Genomic DNA, 16,694 nt, shown 5'->3' with positions numbered 1-16,694 from the left:
GGAAAGAGCCTGCAATGCATCAATTGACTCTGGCCGAGATCGCCCGCGGACTCGCCGATAAAAAGTTTTCTTCCGAAGAGCTGACCAAAGTCCTGCTGGCGCGCATCGCCCAGCTCGACCCGCAGCTCAACAGTTTCATCAGCCTCACCGAAGACCTGGCGCTCCAGCAGGCGAAAGCCGCTGACGCTCGTCGGGCCAACGGTGAGAGCGGCGCCCTGCTCGGCGCGCCGATCGCCCACAAAGACCTGTTCTGCACCCAGGGCATCCGCACCAGCTGCGGTTCGAAGATGCTCGACAACTTCAAAGCACCGTACGACGCCACCGTGGTCGCCAAACTGGCTGCTGCCGGGGCCGTGACCCTGGGCAAGACCAACATGGACGAATTCGCCATGGGGTCGGCCAACGAGTCGAGTTACTACGGCCCGGTGAAAAACCCGTGGAACCTGGAATACGTTCCGGGCGGCTCGTCTGGCGGTTCGGCTGCTGCGGTAGCCGCTCGTCTGCTGCCAGCGGCGACTGGCACCGACACCGGCGGCTCGATTCGTCAGCCCGCCGCGCTGACCAACCTCACCGGTCTGAAACCGACGTACGGTCGCGTTTCGCGCTGGGGCATGATCGCCTACGCGTCCAGCCTCGATCAGGGCGGCCCATTGGCCCGCACCGCCGAAGACTGCGCGATCCTGCTGCAAGGCATGGCCGGTTTCGACCCGCAGGACTCCACCAGCATCGACGAGCCCGTGCCTGATTACAGCGCCGGCCTCAACGGTTCGCTGCAAGGCCTGCGCATCGGCGTGCCGAAGGAATACTTCAGCGCAGGTCTGGACCCACGCATCGCCGATCTGGTCATGGCCAGCGTTGAAGAGCTGAAAAAGCTCGGCGCCGTGGTCAAGGAAATCAGTCTGCCGAACATGCAGCACGCAATCCCTGCGTACTACGTGATCGCCCCGGCGGAAGCGTCTTCCAACCTGTCGCGTTTCGACGGCGTGCGTTTCGGCTATCGCTGCGAAGACCCGAAAAACCTGGAAGACCTGTACAAGCGTTCCCGTGGTGAAGGTTTCGGCCCGGAAGTGCAGCGCCGGATCATGGTCGGTGCCTACGCGCTGTCGGCCGGCTACTACGACGCCTACTACCTGAAGGCGCAGAAAATCCGTCGTCTGATCAAGAACGACTTCATGGCTGCCTTTAATGAGGTCGACATCATCCTCGGCCCAACCACGCCGAACCCGGCCTGGAAGCTCGGCGCCAAGAACAGCGACCCGGTCGCTGAGTACCTGGAAGACGTCTACACCATCACCGCCAACCTCGCCGGTCTGCCGGGCTTGTCCATGCCTGCAGGTTTTGTCGATGGCCTGCCGGTCGGCGTGCAATTGCTCGCCCCGTATTTCCAGGAAGGTCGCCTGTTGAACGTTGCCCATCAGTATCAGCAGAACACTGACTGGCACACCCGCACCCCAACCGGCTTCTGAGGAGAAACACATGCAATGGGAAGTCGTGATCGGGCTGGAGATTCATACCCAGCTCACCACCCGGTCGAAAATCTTTTCCGGTAGTTCCACCACCTTCGGTTCCGAGCCGAACACCCAGGCCAGCCTGGTCGACCTGGGCATGCCCGGCGTATTGCCGGTGCTGAACCAGGAAGCGGTGCGCATGGCGGTGATGTTCGGTCTGGCCATCGATGCCGAGATCGGTCAGCACAACGTGTTCGCCCGGAAAAACTATTTCTACCCGGACCTGCCCAAGGGTTATCAGATCAGCCAGATGGAATTGCCGATCGTCGGCAAGGGCCACCTGGACATCGCCCTGGAAGATGGCACGGTCAAACGCGTCGGTATTACCCGCGCGCACCTGGAAGAAGACGCCGGTAAAAGCCTTCACGAAGAGTTCAACGGTGCCACCGGCATCGACCTGAACCGCGCCGGCACGCCGTTGCTGGAAATCGTTTCCGAGCCGGACATGCGCAGCGCCAAGGAAGCCGTGGCTTACGTCAAGGCGATCCACGCGCTGGTGCGCTACCTGGGCATCTGCGACGGCAACATGGCCGAAGGTTCGCTGCGTTGTGACTGCAACGTGTCGATCCGTCCTAAAGGCCAGGTCGAATTCGGCACGCGTTGCGAGATCAAGAACGTCAACTCCTTCCGCTTCATTGAGAAGGCAATCAACAGCGAAGTGCAGCGTCAGATCGAACTGATCGAAGACGGCGGCAAGGTGATCCAGCAGACTCGCCTGTACGACCCGAACAAGGACGAAACCCGTCCGATGCGCAGTAAAGAGGAAGCCAACGACTACCGTTACTTCCCCGATCCGGACCTGCTGCCGGTGGTCATCGAGGACTCGTTCCTCAACGACGTGCGCGCCACCCTGCCGGAATTGCCACCGCAGAAACGCGAGCGTTTCCAGGAGCAGTTCGGCCTGTCGGTCTACGACGCCAGCGTCCTGGCCACCAGCCGCGAGCAAGCCGATTACTTCGAGAAAGTCGCGAGCATTGGCGGCGACGCCAAACTGGCGGCCAACTGGGTGATGGTTGAACTGGGCAGCCTGTTGAACAAGCAAGGCCTGGATATCGACCAGTCGCCGGTTTCGGCCGAGCAACTGGGCGGCATGCTGCTGCGCATCAAGGACAACACCATCTCCGGCAAGATTGCCAAAGTGGTGTTTGAAGCCATGGCCAACGGCGAAGGCAGCGCGGACGAGATCATCGACAAGCGCGGCCTCAAGCAAGTGACCGACACCGGCGCGATCTCGGCGGTGCTGGACGAAATGCTCGCGGCCAACGCCGAGCAGGTCGAACAGTACCGCGCGGCAGACGAAGCCAAACGCGGCAAGATGTTCGGCTTCTTCGTCGGCCAGGCCATGAAAGCCTCCAAAGGCAAGGCCAACCCGCAACAGGTCAACGAACTGCTTAAAAGCAAGCTCGAAGGCTAACCACAGTGATCGTTCCCACGCTCTGCGTGGGAACGCCTCATTGGACGCTCTGCGTCCGCTTTTGTGACGCGGAGCGTCACGGGCTGCATTCCCACGCGGAGCGTGGGAACGATCATGGGGTCACCCTAATGAAACGTCTGCTCAGTGCCTGCGCCCTGCTCTCTCTGCTGGCCGGTTGTGCCAGTACGGATACCATCGATCCACACGGCTACGACAAGACCGGCGTAGCTTCGTATTACGGCGCCAAACACCATGGCAAACGCACCGCCAGCGGCGAGCGTTTCAACCAGCACGGCCTGACCGCCGCCCATCGCCAGTTGCCGTTCGGCACCCGGGTGAAGATTACCAACCTGAATAACGACAGGTCCTGCGTGGTGCGCGTCAACGACCGCGGGCCATACTCCCGTGGGCGCCTGATCGACGTGTCACGTGAAGCGGCCGAACAGTTGGGCATGCTGCGCAGTGGCACCGCGAAAGTTCGCGTGCAAGCCCTCGACGATTGATAGACGGAGCGCTGACTATTTTCGGACTTGCCGATTTACCCCTGATCAGCGTGATTGAATTGTTCAGCGGCCTGTTTTTACTGATCGCCGGCGCCGAACTGATGGTGCGCGCGGCCGTGCGCCTGGCCGCGCGGCTGCATGTGCGGCCGCTGATCATCGGCCTGACCATCGTGGCCCTCGGCAGCAGCGCACCGCAGATGGCGGTCAGCCTGCAAGCCACCCTGGCGCAAAACGCCGACATCGCCGTCGGCAGCGTGATCGGCAGCAGCATCTTCAACATCCTTGTCACCCTCGGGCTTTCGGCGCTGATAATTCCGCTGCGGGTTTCGCGGCAATTGGTGCGCCTGGATATTCCGCTGATGATCGGCGCCAGCCTGCTGGTGTTCGTACTAGCATGGAACGAAGAGCTGAACCGCACAGACGGCATTATTCTGCTGGGCGCGCTGGTGCTGTATCTGGGCTTGATACTGCGTCAGTCGCGGCACTCGGCTCGTCCAGCATCGGGGGCTCATGAGGCACCGCCGGCACCGTGGTTCAGCAGCTTGCTGATGATCGTCGCCGGGCTGGCGATGCTGGTGTTCGCCGGGCATTTGCTGCTCGGCGCCGCGGTGGCTGTCGCGACCGACCTGGGGTTGTCGGAGCGGATCATCGGCCTGACCATCGTCGCCGTCAGCACCTCCCTGCCGGAGCTGGCCACTTCGTTGATCGCTGCGTTGCGCGGTCAGCGGGACATCGCGGTGGGCAACGTGATCGGCAGCAACCTGCTCAACCTCTTGGGCGTGCTCGGTCTTACCGCATTGATCGCGCCGTCGCCGCTGTCGGTCTCGCCGAACGCCCTGGATTTCGACCTGCCGGTGATGCTCGGTGTCGCAGTGCTGTGCCTGCCGGTGTTCTATTCCGGCTACCGGGTCACGCGCGCCGAAGGCCTGCTGTTTTTGGGTTTGTACCTGGCCTATGGGCTGCACGTGGTGTCGTTCACCACCGGCATGCCGCTGGCCGGCAAGCTTGAACACCTGATGCTGCTTTTCGTCCTGCCGGCGCTGGGGGCGTTCTTGCTATTCACATCGCTGCGCGCCTGGCGTCGCCAACACCATAAGAGGGAATTGCCATGAGCACTGACAAAAAGCCTGGGGTTGAAGTCCGCCGCCAAGTGATGGGCGACGCTTTCGTCGACCGCGCCTTGGGCAATGCCACCGAGTTCACCCAACCGTTGCAGGACTTCGTCAATGAACACGCCTGGGGCGGAGTGTGGAATCGTGAAGGCCTGCCGCTGAAAACCCGCAGCCTGATCACCCTTGCCGCGCTGACCGCGTTGAAGTGCCCACAAGAATTGAAAGGCCATGTGCGCGGTGCACTGAACAACGGCTGCACCGTGGAAGAGATTCGCGAGGCGCTGCTGCATTGCGCGGTGTATGCCGGTGTGCCGGCGGCGATCGATGCGTTTCGGGCGGCGCAGGAAGTGATTGATACCTATCAGAAGCCGGAGTAACAGGCTGGTGTTTGTGGTGTTAGAGAGATTGCTATCGCGAGCAGGCCCTGAAGAACACCGCAAAACCTTCGGCTAAATCCACCCACCCCACTGCAACAAAAAGATCCCGACGTTGGTGGTGACCGCCGCCATCAGCGTGGTAATCACAATGATCGCCGCCGCCAGTTCATGGTTGCCATTGGCCGCTCGGGCCATGACAAAACTGGCCGCGGCAGTCGGGCTGCCGAAGTACAGAAACAAAATCCCCAACTCCGCCCCGCGAAACCCCCAGAGCCAGGCACCGAGTGTCGCCAGCACCGGTAGGCCGATCATCTTCACCAAGCTGGAACTCAGCGCCATCGTGCCGCTTTTGCGCATCGCCGCCAGCGACAACGTGCCACCGATGCAGATCAATGCCAATGGCAAAGTGGTTTGTGCCAGGTACTGGCCGGACATCTCCAGCCACCCCGGCAAACCGATCTTGAAATACGCAAACGGCGCCGCCGCAAACACGCTGATGATCAACGGGTTGACCATCACGCTTTTGCAGATACTCCACGGGTCAGACTTGATCACCGGGCTGTAGACCGCCAGCACGATGGTCGAAAGCGTGTTGTAAAACAGGATCACCAACGCTGCGAGAATGGCCCCGAGGGAAATCCCGTAGTCGCCGTACATACTCGCCGCCAGGGCCAGACCGATAACGCCGTTGTTGCCACGGAAAGCGCCTTGGGTATAGATGCCTCGGTCTTCCCGCGGGCATTTCCAGATCGCCCAGCCCCAGGCAATCGCAAAGCACGCCAGCGTCGCGACCGAGAAGTAGATCAGCAGCGCCGGTTGCAGTGCGGCGTGCAGGTCGGCATGCAAGATGCCCAGAAACAGCAACGCCGGCATGGTGACGTTGAACACCAGGGCCGACGCGGTATGAATGAAGTTGTCGTTGATCCAGTCGATGCGCTTGAGCAGCGCCCCCAGAAACAGCATGGCAAACACCGGCGCGGTGATGTTCAGGGTTTCGAGGAATATAGCCAGCATGCCGGGAGAACCTTGGGTGGGCGTCGTTAGGGGGCTAATGATAAGCCACTTTCACCCGGATCGTTCCCACGCTCTGCGTGGGAATGCCTCTTGTGACGCTCTGCGTCACGCTTTTGGGACGCAGAGCGTCCCGGGCTGCATTCCTTTGCTGCGCGTGGGAACGATCATTACGTGATAGGTGCAGGGTTGAACAAGGTAATGTCGTTATGCAGCTTATGCTGCTCCGCCCACGTCTGTTTCTTGCCGCTGGCCACATCAAGGTAGTAGTGGAACAACTCCCAGCCGAGGTCCTCGATCGAAGCTCGCCCGGTAGCAATCCGCCCGGCATCGATATCAATCAAATCCGGCCAGCGTTGCGCCAGTTCTGTGCGGGTCGACACCTTCACCACCGGCGCCATCGCCAACCCATAAGGCGTACCCCGCCCGGTGGTGAACACATGCAGGTTCATCCCCGCTGCCAACTGCAACGTCCCGCAGACAAAATCACTGGCCGGGGTCGCGCAGAAAATCAGCCCTTTGCGCTTGAATCGCTCGCCAGGGCCGAGCACCCCATTGATCGCGCTGCTACCCGATTTGACGATCGAGCCCAGAGACTTCTCGACAATATTCGACAACCCGCCCTTCTTGTTCCCCGGCGTGGTGTTGGCACTGCGATCCGCTTCGCCCTTGGCCAGGTAACGGTCGTACCAGTCCATTTCCCGCACCAGTTCCTGAGCCACTTCCTCGGTTTCGGCGCGGGACGTCAGCAGGTAAATCGCGTCGCGCACCTCGGTGACTTCGGAAAACATCACCGTCGCACCGGCCCGCAGCAACAGGTCCGAGGCATAGCCTAGTGCCGGGTTGGCAGTGATGCCAGAGAACGCATCGCTGCCGCCGCACTGCATGCCGAGGATCAGTTCGGACGCCGGCACGGTTTCCCGACGACGCAGATTGAGCTTCTTCAAACGAGTCTCGGCCAGCACCATGATCTGCTCGATCATCTCGGTAAAACCATGACTGGAATCCTGCAAGCGATACAACCACGGTTCGCTCAAATCCACCGAACTGTCGTTCTCGTGCATCACCTGCCCGGCCTGCAATTTCTCGCAGCCCAGGCTGATCACCAGCGCTTCGCCACCCAGGTTCGGGTTGCGCGCCAGATTGCGCACGGTGCGGATCGGGATGTAGGCGTCGGTGGCGGTGATCGCCACGCCGCAGCCGTAACTGTGGGTCAGCGCCACCACATCGTCGACGTTCGGGTACTTGGGCAGCAATTCGTCCTTGATGCGTTTTACCGCGTGATCCAGCACGCCGGTGACGCACTGCACGGTGGTGGTGATGCCGAGAATGTTGCGCGTGCCGACGGTGCCGTCGGCGTTGCGATAGCCCTCGAAGGTGAAGCCTTCCAGCGGTGCCTGCGCCGCCGGCACTTCGGTGGACAGCGGCAGGCTGTCCAGCGGTGGCGCGGTAGGCATGCGCAGTTGATCTTCCTTGACCCAGCTGCCGCGCGGGATCGGCTGCAACGCGTAGCCGATCGTCTGGCCGTACCGAATCACCTGACCGCCCTCGGGAATGTCCTCGAGAGTGACCTTGTGGCTCTGCGGCACGAAATCCACCGTGACCAGGCCATCGGGGAATTCCGTGCCGGCCGGCACGCCCTGATCGTTGACCACGATCACCACATTGTCCCGCTCGTGCAGGCGGATGTAGCGCGGCGAGTCGGAATGTTCAATCAACTGCATGACGCCGCTCCTCAGGAATGCGCTTCAGATAACTTATTGTTGGTTTCAGGACCGCTGACCGGCGGCTCTTTGAGTACCACTCGTTTGATCGGGCCAACGATCACCAGGTAGCTGAATACCGCCACCAGCGCGTTGCAACCGACGAACACCAGCGCCCATTTGAACGAGCCGGTGGAGCTGATGATGTAACCGATGACAATCGGCGTGGTGATCGACGCGATGTTGCCGAAGGTGTTGAACAGGCCACCGCTGAGACCGGCGATCTGTTTCGGCGAGGTGTCGGACACCACCGCCCAGCCCAACGCACCCACACCTTTGCCGAAGAACGCCAGGGCCATGAAGCCGACGACCATCCATTCCACGTCCACATAGTTGCAAGCCACGATGCTACTGGAAACCAGCAAGCCAGCGATGATCGGCGCCTTGCGGGCGAACGTCAGCGAGTGACCTTTGCGTAGCAGGTAATCGGAAATCACCCCGCCAAGCACACCACCGATAAACCCGCAGATCGCCGGCAGCGAGGCAATGAAACCGGCCTTGAGGATGGTCATGCCGCGCTCCTGCACCAGGTACACCGGGAACCAGGTGAGGAAGAAGTAAGTGATGCCGTTGATGCAATACTGGCCCAGATACACGCCGAGCATCATGCGGTTGGTGAGCAGTTGGCGGATGTAGTCCCACTTCGGACCGTCGCCTTTTTTGCCTTTGCCTTTGTCCTGGTCCATGTCGACCATGCCGCCGTTGTCGGCGATGTGTTTGAACTCGGCGTCGTTGATCATCGGGTGTTGGCGCGGGCTGTAGATCACCTTCAGCCAGATCCCCGAGAAGACAATACCGATCACGCCCATGACGATGAACACGTGCTGCCAGCCAAAGCTATAGACGATCCAGCCCATCAGCGGCGCGAACAACACCGTGGCGAAGTATTGCGCCGAGTTGAAGATCGCAGACGCTGTACCGCGCTCAGCGGTCGGGAACCAGGCCGCCACGATACGTGCGTTGCCGGGGAAGGATGGCGCTTCGGCCAGGCCCACCAAAAAGCGCAGCATGAACAGCGCGACGACGGCGGTGGAAAGCCCGAATTCACCGACATAGCCTTGCAGCACGGTGAACAGCGACCAGGTGAAAATGCTCAGGGCGTAGATTTTTTTCGAACCGAAACGGTCCAGCAGCCAGCCACCGGGAATTTGCCCGGCCACATAGGCCCAACCGAATGCGGAAAAGATATAACCGAGGGTGACCGCGTCGATGCCGAGGTCTTTTTGCAGGCTGGAGCCGGCGATTGCGATGGTGGCCCGATCGGCGTAGTTGATCGTGGTCACCAGAAACAGCATGAGCAGGATCAAATAGCGGACGTGAGTCGGCTTGGTCGATTGCATTGTAGATGTACTCCCACTGATTATTTTTATGCGCGGGTGAAGCAGTTGTGTTGCGGTATCGATGCCGATACCGCGGTGTTTCCTGTCAGGAGCCGATGTAGCTGGTCTTCACGACCGTATAAAACTCTTGCGCATAGCGACCTTGCTCACGTGCCCCATAGGATGAGCCTTTACGCCCACCGAACGGAACGTGGTAATCCACGCCGGCGGTCGGCAGGTTGACCATCACCATCCCGGCCTGGGAGTGGCGTTTGAAGTGGTTGGCGTACTTGAGCGACGTGGTAGCGATGCCCGCCGACAGACCGAACTCGGTGTCATTGGCCATGGCCAGCGCTGCCTCGTAATCGGCCACGCGAACGATATTGGCCACCGGGCCGAAGATCTCTTCGCGGCTGATGCGCATCGCCGCTGTGCTGTCGGCAAACAGCGTCGGGGCGAGGAAGTAGCCTTCCGTGTCGCAGGTCACAAGACCACCGCCACTGACCAGACGTGCACCTTCGGACTGGCCGATGTCGATGTACTTCATGTCCTGTTCAAGCTGAGCCTGCGAGACGACCGGACCGATATCAGTGCCGGTTTTCAGCGCGTGGCCAACCTTGATCGACTTCATGCGCTCGGCCATGGCTTCGACGAACTGGTCGTGAATCCCGGCGGTGACAATGAAGCGGCTCGACGCGGTGCAACGCTGGCCGGTGGAGTAGAACGCGCTCTGTACCGACAGCTCGACCGCTTGCTTGAGGTCGGCGTCATCGAGAATGATCTGCGGGTTCTTGCCGCCCATTTCCAGCTGAACCTTGGCCTGGCGCGAGACGCAGCTGACAGCGATCTGACGACCCACGCCCACGGAACCGGTAAAGCTGATGCCATCAACTTTCGGGCTCTGTACCAGCGCATCGCCAACCACGCGACCGCTGCCCATCACCAGGTTGAACACGCCGGCCGGGAAGCCCGCGCGGGAAATGATTTCGGCCAGCGCCCAGGCACAGCCCGGTACCAGATCAGCAGGCTTCAGCACGACGCAGTTGCCGTAAGCCAGAGCCGGAGCGATTTTCCACGCAGGGATCGCAATCGGGAAGTTCCACGGGGTGATCAGTCCGACCACACCCAACGCTTCGCGAGTGACTTCAACGTTCACACCCGGACGCACCGACGGCAGGTAATCGCCGGACAGGCGCAGGCATTCACCGGCGAAGAACTTGAAGATGTTGCCGGCGCGAGTCACTTCACCGATGGCTTCGGGCAGAGTCTTGCCCTCTTCCCGGGCCAGCAAAGTGCCAAGCTCTTCGCGGCGGGCGAGGATTTCAGTACCGACTTTATCCAGTGAATCGTGACGTGCCTGAATGCCCGAAGTGGACCAGGCCGGGAACGCGGCGCGAGCGGCGTCAATGGCGGCGTGGACCTGAGCCAGATCGGCCTTGGCGTAGTCACCGATGGTATCGGTCAGCTCGGACGGGTTGATGTTGGCGCAATAATCACTGCCCGCCACCCATTCGCCGTTGATGTAGTTATCGAAACGTTTTGAATCAGCCACAGAATCATCTCCTCACGCAAAAAGCCGCTGATTGCTCAGCGGCCTTGGTTTTATCGAGTGTTACTGCGCACCTTGCTTGTCGATCAGCGCGGCGAGCATTTCGTACTCTTCGCCGGTCAGGTCGGTCAGCGGCGCACGCACAGGACCTGCGTCATAGCCGGCAATCTTTGCCCCGGCCTTGACGATGCTCACGGCGTAACCGGCCTTGCGGTTACGGATGTCCAGGTACGGCAGGAAGAAGTCATCGATGATTTTTCCAACCGTAGCGTGATCTTCACGAGCAATGGCGTGGTAGAAATCCATCGCGGTTTTCGGGATGAAGTTGAACACCGCCGAGGAGTAAACCGGTACGCCCAGCGCCTTGTAGGCTGCGGCGTAGACTTCGGCGGTCGGCAGACCACCCAGGTAGCTGAAGCGATCACCGAGACGGCGACGGATCGACACCATCAACTCGATATCGCCCAGGCCATCCTTGTAACCGATCAGGTTCGGGCAGCGCTCGGCCAGACGTTCCAGCAATGGAGCGGTCAGGCGGCAGACGTTGCGGTTGTAAACCACCACGCCGATTTTTACCGATTTGCATACCGCTTCAACGTGGTCGGCAACACCGTCCTGGCTGGCTTCGGTCAGGTAGTGCGGCAGCAGCAACAGGCCTTTGGCGCCCAGACGCTCGGCTTCCTGAGCGTATTCGATGGCTTGACGAGTCGAACCGCCAACACCGGCCAGGATCGGTACGCTCGTGGCGCAGGTATCAACGGCAGTCTTGATGATTTCCGAATATTCGCTGGCCGCCAGAGAGAAGAACTCACCGGTGCCGCCCGCGGCGAACAATGCCGAGGCGCCGTATGGGGCCAGCCATTCGAGACGTTTGATGTAGCCCGCGCGATGGAAATCGCCCTGAGCATTGAAGTCGGTGACCGGGAACGACAGCAGGCCGGAAGAGAGGATGGACTTCAGTTCTTGTGGATTCATTATTCGAACACCCTGGTAGCAACGTTGTGTGAGAAAACCGTTCAGCCTTCGCCGAAGTTGTAGGTCATCGTACAACTTAAAATATAACCGTCAACAGCATTTCATCGCGGACCTCAAAATTTGCGTCGGAAAAAGTAATCCCTTGACGTAGGAAAGTTCTCATCTATGATCCAGATAACTGTATATACATACAGTTGAATTTGATTCTACCTACGACATATCAAGGAGCTAGAAATGTCAGGACTACACGCACAATCGAAGGAAAATACCCGACAGGTCATTGCCGATCTGGATGATCTTTTTACCGAGCACGGCATCGCCTTTTCTGGCAATGGCGACACGCTTAAGCTCACCGCTGGCGGCCATCACGGCCCCAAACATCAGCATCAAGGCCTGCTGCCGACGCCACCGAAAAAGGCGCTGAAAAGCGCGCCCCAGTTGAGGTTTGAAGGTGCAGAACATACCGCGATCGGCGACAGCACCCTGCTGCGTTTCGTCAAGGATGCGCCTGCCATACCGGCCTCGCAGGTGGAGTTGCACCTGCCCAATGGCCTGGCATTGACCTATGGGCAAGTAATTGCGCTGGGGGGTGATTTTTATGGAGTTCCCGATCAACCGATCTGCGAAGGCGCAACAGCGACGGACCGAATCCAGCGTTTTACCAATGCCTTCAACTCCCTGGCGGTACTGCCGGCCTCAAACGCCGAGGCGAAGTTGATCCTCGGCGTCATGCAGAAGGAAATCGCCGCCATCAATCAAGCGATCAGGGAGGGTAAACAGCCGCACGAGGCTTATGACGCCTTGGGTGATACGTTGTCGGAAGAGTGGAACAAAATCACCGGCGGCGGCAGCTTCGTCTCGGCGCTGTTCCCTTTGGGGCGTTATCTGAAACTGGCCGCCAACAATGCCGACCACTTTGCCGAATGGGCGTTGCTGGCTTACATCGCCGGGCACACGGCAGCGCTGCAACATGCGGTGCTGGCCCACAACAGCGGCGATGAAAAGCAGTTGGAGCAGGCCTATGCGATGAACGCTTTTGCCGATCACTACCTGACCGACCTGTATTCCGCCGGTCACCTGCGAGTACCGCGCAAACAGTTGGCGGCGGTGGTCACGCCCAGTGATCTCGGTTCGTTGATTACCCGTTTCATGCACGATGAAGACAGCAAGTTCGGCCTCAACGTGAGCAATGGCAACGGCGATCGCTGGCACGCCTACGGCGACAAGCGCTACTTCGACGCCATCGACAGCGCCAATCGCGCTCAGGTGAATCAAGCGGTTCAGGTGTCGGCGGATGAAGTGTTCGCGGCGTACCTCGGTGGCACCGCTCCATCGGCCGGCAGCTTCGCTGCTTTGAAAAGACTGCCCGACCTGCAAGCGGTACTGAACCCGGCAGGCAATTTCTCACCGCTGTTCAAGGTTGAGGGCGCCAAGGTGCTGCGGCGCAAGGACGTCAACAACCTGAACGATACGGCCACCGTGGATGATTGGTGGGGCTGGAGCACTTACCTCCTGCTCAAGGACTACCAACCAACCGGCGTGCTGAATTCAGCGGCCAATGCCTGATAAGGGGATCACTGATGACTATCAAATTGAAACTGGAACTGGCTTCGGGCCAATCGCTGAAAGGCGCGCCGCTGGAATTGTTGTCGAAAGGCTTGCCAATTGCACGGGCGGTTGTGGATGAGCGCGGGAATGCGGTTTTTGATGCCAAACCTGGGGCTGCTGAGTTGGCAGTGAGGGTGGATCGGGGAATTTTGAAGACAATCTGAAAGATTAATTGAAAGCTACTGACGCAATCGCGGGCAAGCCCGGCTCCCACAGGTTCTGTGTGTGTTCACACTATTGTGATCGACACAAAACCTGTGGGAGCCGGGCTTGCCCGCGATGGCTATCTGTCAGGCAAGAAATCACCTCAATCAGAAAACCTGAGCCCGCTTCATGCACCTGATTCTCCGCATCACATTTGCGACCGCCCAGGCGAGAGTCTTGTTCTGAAATGCCCACGCATACCATTCGTCGAAACTGTTATTTCTAACAGTAGCCCGCCCACTGCAGCCTCAGCCTAAATGGCTCAGGAGCTAACGAACCGGCTCCGTCGGCGCGATGCCGTAATGCGCACCTCCCGAACGGTTCAATTCATCGCTAAAAGGATTTTGATCATGACTGCACAACAACAAGTCTTGCTACCACCAGTGCTTCCCGACGCATTTAATGATGTGCTTTACGTTCATAATCTAACGGACCCAGTGCGGGGTGTCGTGCCCCCACACGCTAACGCTACTGTGGGTGACAGAGTCGAATTGACGGTTAAGACCTCTACCAACAACCAGTGGCATGGGTCGTTCGTACTGACGGCAAGCTCGCTTGGGAAACCAGTCGTATTCGATATTCTGAAAGAAACATTTGCGAAGGGGTTGATCGCAGGTGCCAGCGCCACACTGTATTACACCATTACCAACGCATTCAGTCCTCCGGTTGTCTCCCCGGTTCTGACTGTCCGTCTCGAACTGTAAGCACCCATCAACGCTGCGCCTGCGCCTCTTCATGGGCCTGGCGCAACCGCTCGCGGCTATTCGTCAGATGCAACCGCATCGCGGCCCGCGCCGCATCGGAATCCTGGCGGGCAATTGCGTCGTAAATCTCTTCGTGCTCGCGACTCAGACGACTCATGTAGTGCTGTTGATCATCATGGGCCAGACGCGCGGAATTAAGGCGCGTGCGCGGAATGATGCTGGTGCCCAGATGGGTCATGATGTCGGTAAAGTAGCGGTTGCCGGTGGCCAGGGCAATTTGCAAGTGGAACTGGAAGTCCGAAGCCACCGCATCGCTGGCGTGGGAAGCGCTTTCATTCAGCGCATCCAGCGCTGCACGCATCAACGCCAACTGCTCAGCGCTGCGACGTTGCGCGGCAAGGCCGGCGGATTCCACTTCCAGGCTGATGCGCAATTCCAGAATGGCCAGCACATCACGCAAGGTCACCACGGTGGCCGGATCGATGCGAAAACCGCTCGGGCTCGGCGTGTCGAGCACAAAGGTGCCGATACCGTGGCGGGTTTCCACTTGCCCGGCGGCCTGCAAACGGGAAATCGCTTCGCGCACCACGGTGCGGCTGACGCCATGGGCATCCATGATCGCCGACTCGGTGGGCAACTTGTCGCCACGTTTGAGCTGACCGTCGCGGATCTGCTCGGACAGCACCGTCACCAGTTCCTGAGCGAGGCTGCGGCGCTTGCGAGGGAGGCGAGGTGCGTCGATCGGGTTTTCCATGGTGAACGTCTTTCTCGAAAATTCGGCTGAATCCGCATCATAGCTCAACACGGTTGTACGATCACCACCGCCTCTGTAGGAGCGAGGCGGTGGTGATCAGGCGGTCACGGTTTGGTCCACCAGATGGCCATTCTCGATACGCACATGCCGTGGATGGAAACGTTTCAGGCTACTGCGATGGCCGACGCTGACAATGCTCAAGCCCGGCAATTCATCGATCAACGCCTGATACAACGACGCTTCATCCTCTTCGTCCATCGCCGAAGTCGCTTCGTCCATGTACAGCCATTGCGGCGCATAAAGCAGCGCACGGGCAAAGGCCAGACGTTGCTGCTCACCCGGCGAGAGCATGCGCTGCCAGTGATTGGCCTCATCCAGACGCGAAACCAGGTGCGGCAAACGGCAGGTTTCCAGCACGTGGGCATAACGCTCGTGCGGGTAGGTGTCGCCGGGTTGTGGATAACTCAGCGCTTCGCGCAAGGTGCCAATCGGCAGATAGGGTTTTTGCGGCAGGAACAGATAACGCCCCGTCGGCAGACGGATGCTGCCGTGGCCAGTCGGCCAAAGGTGCCCCATCGCCCGCAGCAACGTCGACTTGCCGCTGCCGGAACGACCGCTGAGCATGACGCGCTCGCCCTCCTCCACGGTCATGTCGGCGTTGGTGAGCAGATGACGACCGTCAGCGAGGTCGAGCCCAAGGTTTTGCACCTTCAGCGCCGAGCCTTGATTCTGCACGTCGATGGCCGGTGCGCGTTCTTCGTTGTCGGTCATGGCCTGACGGAAACTCAGCAGACGATCACACGTGGCACGCCACTCGGCGAGGTCCTGGTACGCGCTGATGAACCAGCTGAAGTTCTCCTGGACGTTGCCGAATGCGGAGTTGATTTGCATCAGCTCACCAAGCTCGATCTTGCCAGCGAAGTAACGCGGCGCCGCGACCATGAACGGAAAGATGATTGCGATCTGCGCATAACCGGAGGTGAAGAAGGTCAGGCGCTTGGACACCTTCATGATGTCCCAGAAGTTGTGCCAGACCAGACCGAAGCGGCTGCTCAAACGACGGTTCTCGTTGGGCTCGCCGTTGTATAGCGCAATGCTTTCGGCATTTTCGCGGACCCGCACCATGGAGAAACGCAAGTCGGCTTCGAAACGTTGCTGGTTATTGTTGAGGCCGATCAAGCGACGACCGATCACGTGCGTCAGCCAGCTGCCGACGGCGGCATAAACCAGCGCGCACCAGAACATGTAGCCGGGGATCGTGAAGCCAAACACTTCGATACTGCCCGACACGCCCCACAAAATGATCGAGAACGACACCAGGCTAACGATGTTACGGATCAAACCCAGGCCCAAGCCCAAGGTATTGGTGGTGAACTTGTTGAGGTCTTCGGAAATCCGCTGGTCCGGGTTATCGGTGTAACCGCCCTGCTCCAGCTGGTAGTAATTTTTGTTGGCGAGCCAGCGGGCGAAGTGCTTTTCGGTGAGCCACGCCCGCCAGCGAATGGTCAGCATCTGAGTCAGATAAAGCCGATACACCGCGCCGAGAATCGCCACGGCGGCGATGCCGCAGAAATACAGGATCAACTGCCAGAACGCCGCTTCGTCCTTCTTCTGCAGGGCGTTGTAGAAATCCTTGTACCAACTGTTGATCCACACCGAAATCGCCACGCTGAACAATGACAGTGCGATCACCGCGATCAGCAATGTCCAGGCCTTGCCCTTCTCTTCGCTGCGCCAGTAAGGCGTGGTCATCGCCCAGACTTTGCGAAAAAACTGCCCGCGCACAGCATCGTTGACCGCGGAATATTCAGCGTTCTGATTCATGGATAAGGCTCGATAAAGAAAAGAACACACACGAGCCGATCATAAATGAACGGCTCGGCTTGTAACGAG

The 16,694-nt window shown here is 59.6% G+C and carries 15 protein-coding genes; 8 read left to right on the top strand and 7 right to left on the bottom strand.

Annotation, left to right across the window (positions count from 1 at the left end):
* Positions 1 to 14 precede the first annotated feature (14 nt).
* The 5 genes from gatA (at position 15) to PSH97_RS04040 (ending at position 4,914) form a co-directional block, all read left to right on the top strand.
* Positions 15 to 1,466 carry an Asp-tRNA(Asn)/Glu-tRNA(Gln) amidotransferase subunit GatA gene (gene gatA / locus PSH97_RS04060; RefSeq protein WP_305448204.1) on the top strand — a complete coding sequence of 484 codons (1,452 nt, stop codon included), beginning with the start codon at positions 15 to 17 and terminating at the stop codon, positions 1,464 to 1,466.
* A gap of 10 nt (positions 1,467 to 1,476) precedes the next feature.
* Positions 1,477 to 2,922 carry an Asp-tRNA(Asn)/Glu-tRNA(Gln) amidotransferase subunit GatB gene (gene gatB, locus PSH97_RS04055; protein WP_305448203.1) on the top strand — a complete coding sequence of 482 codons (1,446 nt, stop codon included), beginning with the start codon at positions 1,477 to 1,479 and terminating at the stop codon, positions 2,920 to 2,922.
* A gap of 128 nt (positions 2,923 to 3,050) precedes the next feature.
* Complete coding sequence (locus tag PSH97_RS04050) at positions 3,051 to 3,425, top strand: septal ring lytic transglycosylase RlpA family protein (RefSeq protein ID WP_123355900.1); 375 nt, start codon at positions 3,051 to 3,053, stop codon at positions 3,423 to 3,425.
* Between the two features lie 50 nt (positions 3,426 to 3,475).
* Positions 3,476 to 4,537, top strand: coding sequence for a calcium/sodium antiporter (locus tag PSH97_RS04045; RefSeq protein WP_305448202.1), 1,062 nt, complete (start codon positions 3,476 to 3,478; stop codon positions 4,535 to 4,537).
* Positions 4,534 to 4,914: a carboxymuconolactone decarboxylase family protein gene (locus tag PSH97_RS04040; protein ID WP_030128031.1), complete on the top strand. Its 381-nt coding sequence runs from the start codon at positions 4,534 to 4,536 to the stop codon at positions 4,912 to 4,914. The genes PSH97_RS04045 and PSH97_RS04040 overlap by 4 nt, the downstream gene beginning before the upstream one ends.
* A gap of 72 nt (positions 4,915 to 4,986) precedes the next feature.
* Here the strand turns inward: PSH97_RS04040 and PSH97_RS04035 are convergent, their stop codons facing one another.
* From PSH97_RS04035 to kdgD, 5 genes are all read right to left on the bottom strand, one after another.
* Entirely contained in the window at positions 4,987 to 5,928 is a 942-nt protein-coding gene (locus PSH97_RS04035) for an AEC family transporter (RefSeq protein ID WP_305448201.1), read from the bottom strand.
* Between the two features lie 167 nt (positions 5,929 to 6,095).
* Positions 6,096 to 7,649: a galactarate dehydratase gene (garD, locus tag PSH97_RS04030; RefSeq protein WP_305448200.1), complete on the bottom strand. Its 1,554-nt coding sequence runs from the start codon at positions 7,647 to 7,649 to the stop codon at positions 6,096 to 6,098.
* 11 nt (positions 7,650 to 7,660) lie between these two features.
* On the bottom strand, positions 7,661 to 9,028 hold the full coding sequence (locus PSH97_RS04025) for an MFS transporter (RefSeq protein WP_305448199.1): 1,368 nt from the start codon (positions 9,026 to 9,028) through the stop codon (positions 7,661 to 7,663).
* Positions 9,029 to 9,113: 85 nt separating this feature from the next.
* Positions 9,114 to 10,559 (bottom strand): aldehyde dehydrogenase family protein, encoded by a 1,446-nt coding sequence (locus PSH97_RS04020; RefSeq protein ID WP_305448198.1) that lies wholly within the window; start codon positions 10,557 to 10,559, stop codon positions 9,114 to 9,116.
* Positions 10,560 to 10,619: 60 nt separating this feature from the next.
* On the bottom strand, positions 10,620 to 11,531 hold the full coding sequence (gene kdgD / locus PSH97_RS04015; RefSeq protein ID WP_048396583.1) for a 5-dehydro-4-deoxyglucarate dehydratase: 912 nt from the start codon (positions 11,529 to 11,531) through the stop codon (positions 10,620 to 10,622).
* Between the two features lie 234 nt (positions 11,532 to 11,765).
* Here kdgD and PSH97_RS04010 point away from each other — a divergent pair, with 234 nt between their 5' ends.
* The 3 genes from PSH97_RS04010 (at position 11,766) to PSH97_RS04000 (ending at position 14,047) form a co-directional block, all read left to right on the top strand.
* Positions 11,766 to 13,097 carry a phospholipase gene (locus PSH97_RS04010; protein WP_305448197.1) on the top strand — a complete coding sequence of 444 codons (1,332 nt, stop codon included), beginning with the start codon at positions 11,766 to 11,768 and terminating at the stop codon, positions 13,095 to 13,097.
* A gap of 14 nt (positions 13,098 to 13,111) precedes the next feature.
* The gene (locus PSH97_RS04005; protein WP_305448196.1) at positions 13,112 to 13,303 is read left to right on the top strand and encodes a hypothetical protein; all 192 of its coding nucleotides are present in this window, start codon (positions 13,112 to 13,114) and stop codon (positions 13,301 to 13,303) included.
* A 390-nt stretch (positions 13,304 to 13,693) separates the two neighbouring features.
* On the top strand, positions 13,694 to 14,047 hold the full coding sequence (locus tag PSH97_RS04000) for a hypothetical protein (RefSeq protein ID WP_305448195.1): 354 nt from the start codon (positions 13,694 to 13,696) through the stop codon (positions 14,045 to 14,047).
* Between the two features lie 7 nt (positions 14,048 to 14,054).
* Here the strand turns inward: PSH97_RS04000 and PSH97_RS03995 are convergent, their stop codons facing one another.
* Together PSH97_RS03995 and PSH97_RS03990 are read right to left on the bottom strand one after the other, a co-directional pair.
* Positions 14,055 to 14,801, bottom strand: a complete 747-nt coding sequence (locus tag PSH97_RS03995) for a FadR/GntR family transcriptional regulator (RefSeq protein ID WP_305448194.1) — start codon at positions 14,799 to 14,801, stop codon at positions 14,055 to 14,057.
* A gap of 96 nt (positions 14,802 to 14,897) precedes the next feature.
* Positions 14,898 to 16,625: an ABC transporter ATP-binding protein/permease gene (locus PSH97_RS03990; RefSeq protein WP_305448193.1), complete on the bottom strand. Its 1,728-nt coding sequence runs from the start codon at positions 16,623 to 16,625 to the stop codon at positions 14,898 to 14,900.
* Positions 16,626 to 16,694 lie beyond the last annotated feature (69 nt).

Origin of the sequence: Pseudomonas cucumis (assembly GCF_030687935.1) — a bacterium.
GTDB lineage: Bacteria > Pseudomonadota > Gammaproteobacteria > Pseudomonadales > Pseudomonadaceae > Aquipseudomonas > Aquipseudomonas cucumis.
This window is presented reverse-complemented; position numbering and strand designations above follow the sequence as displayed.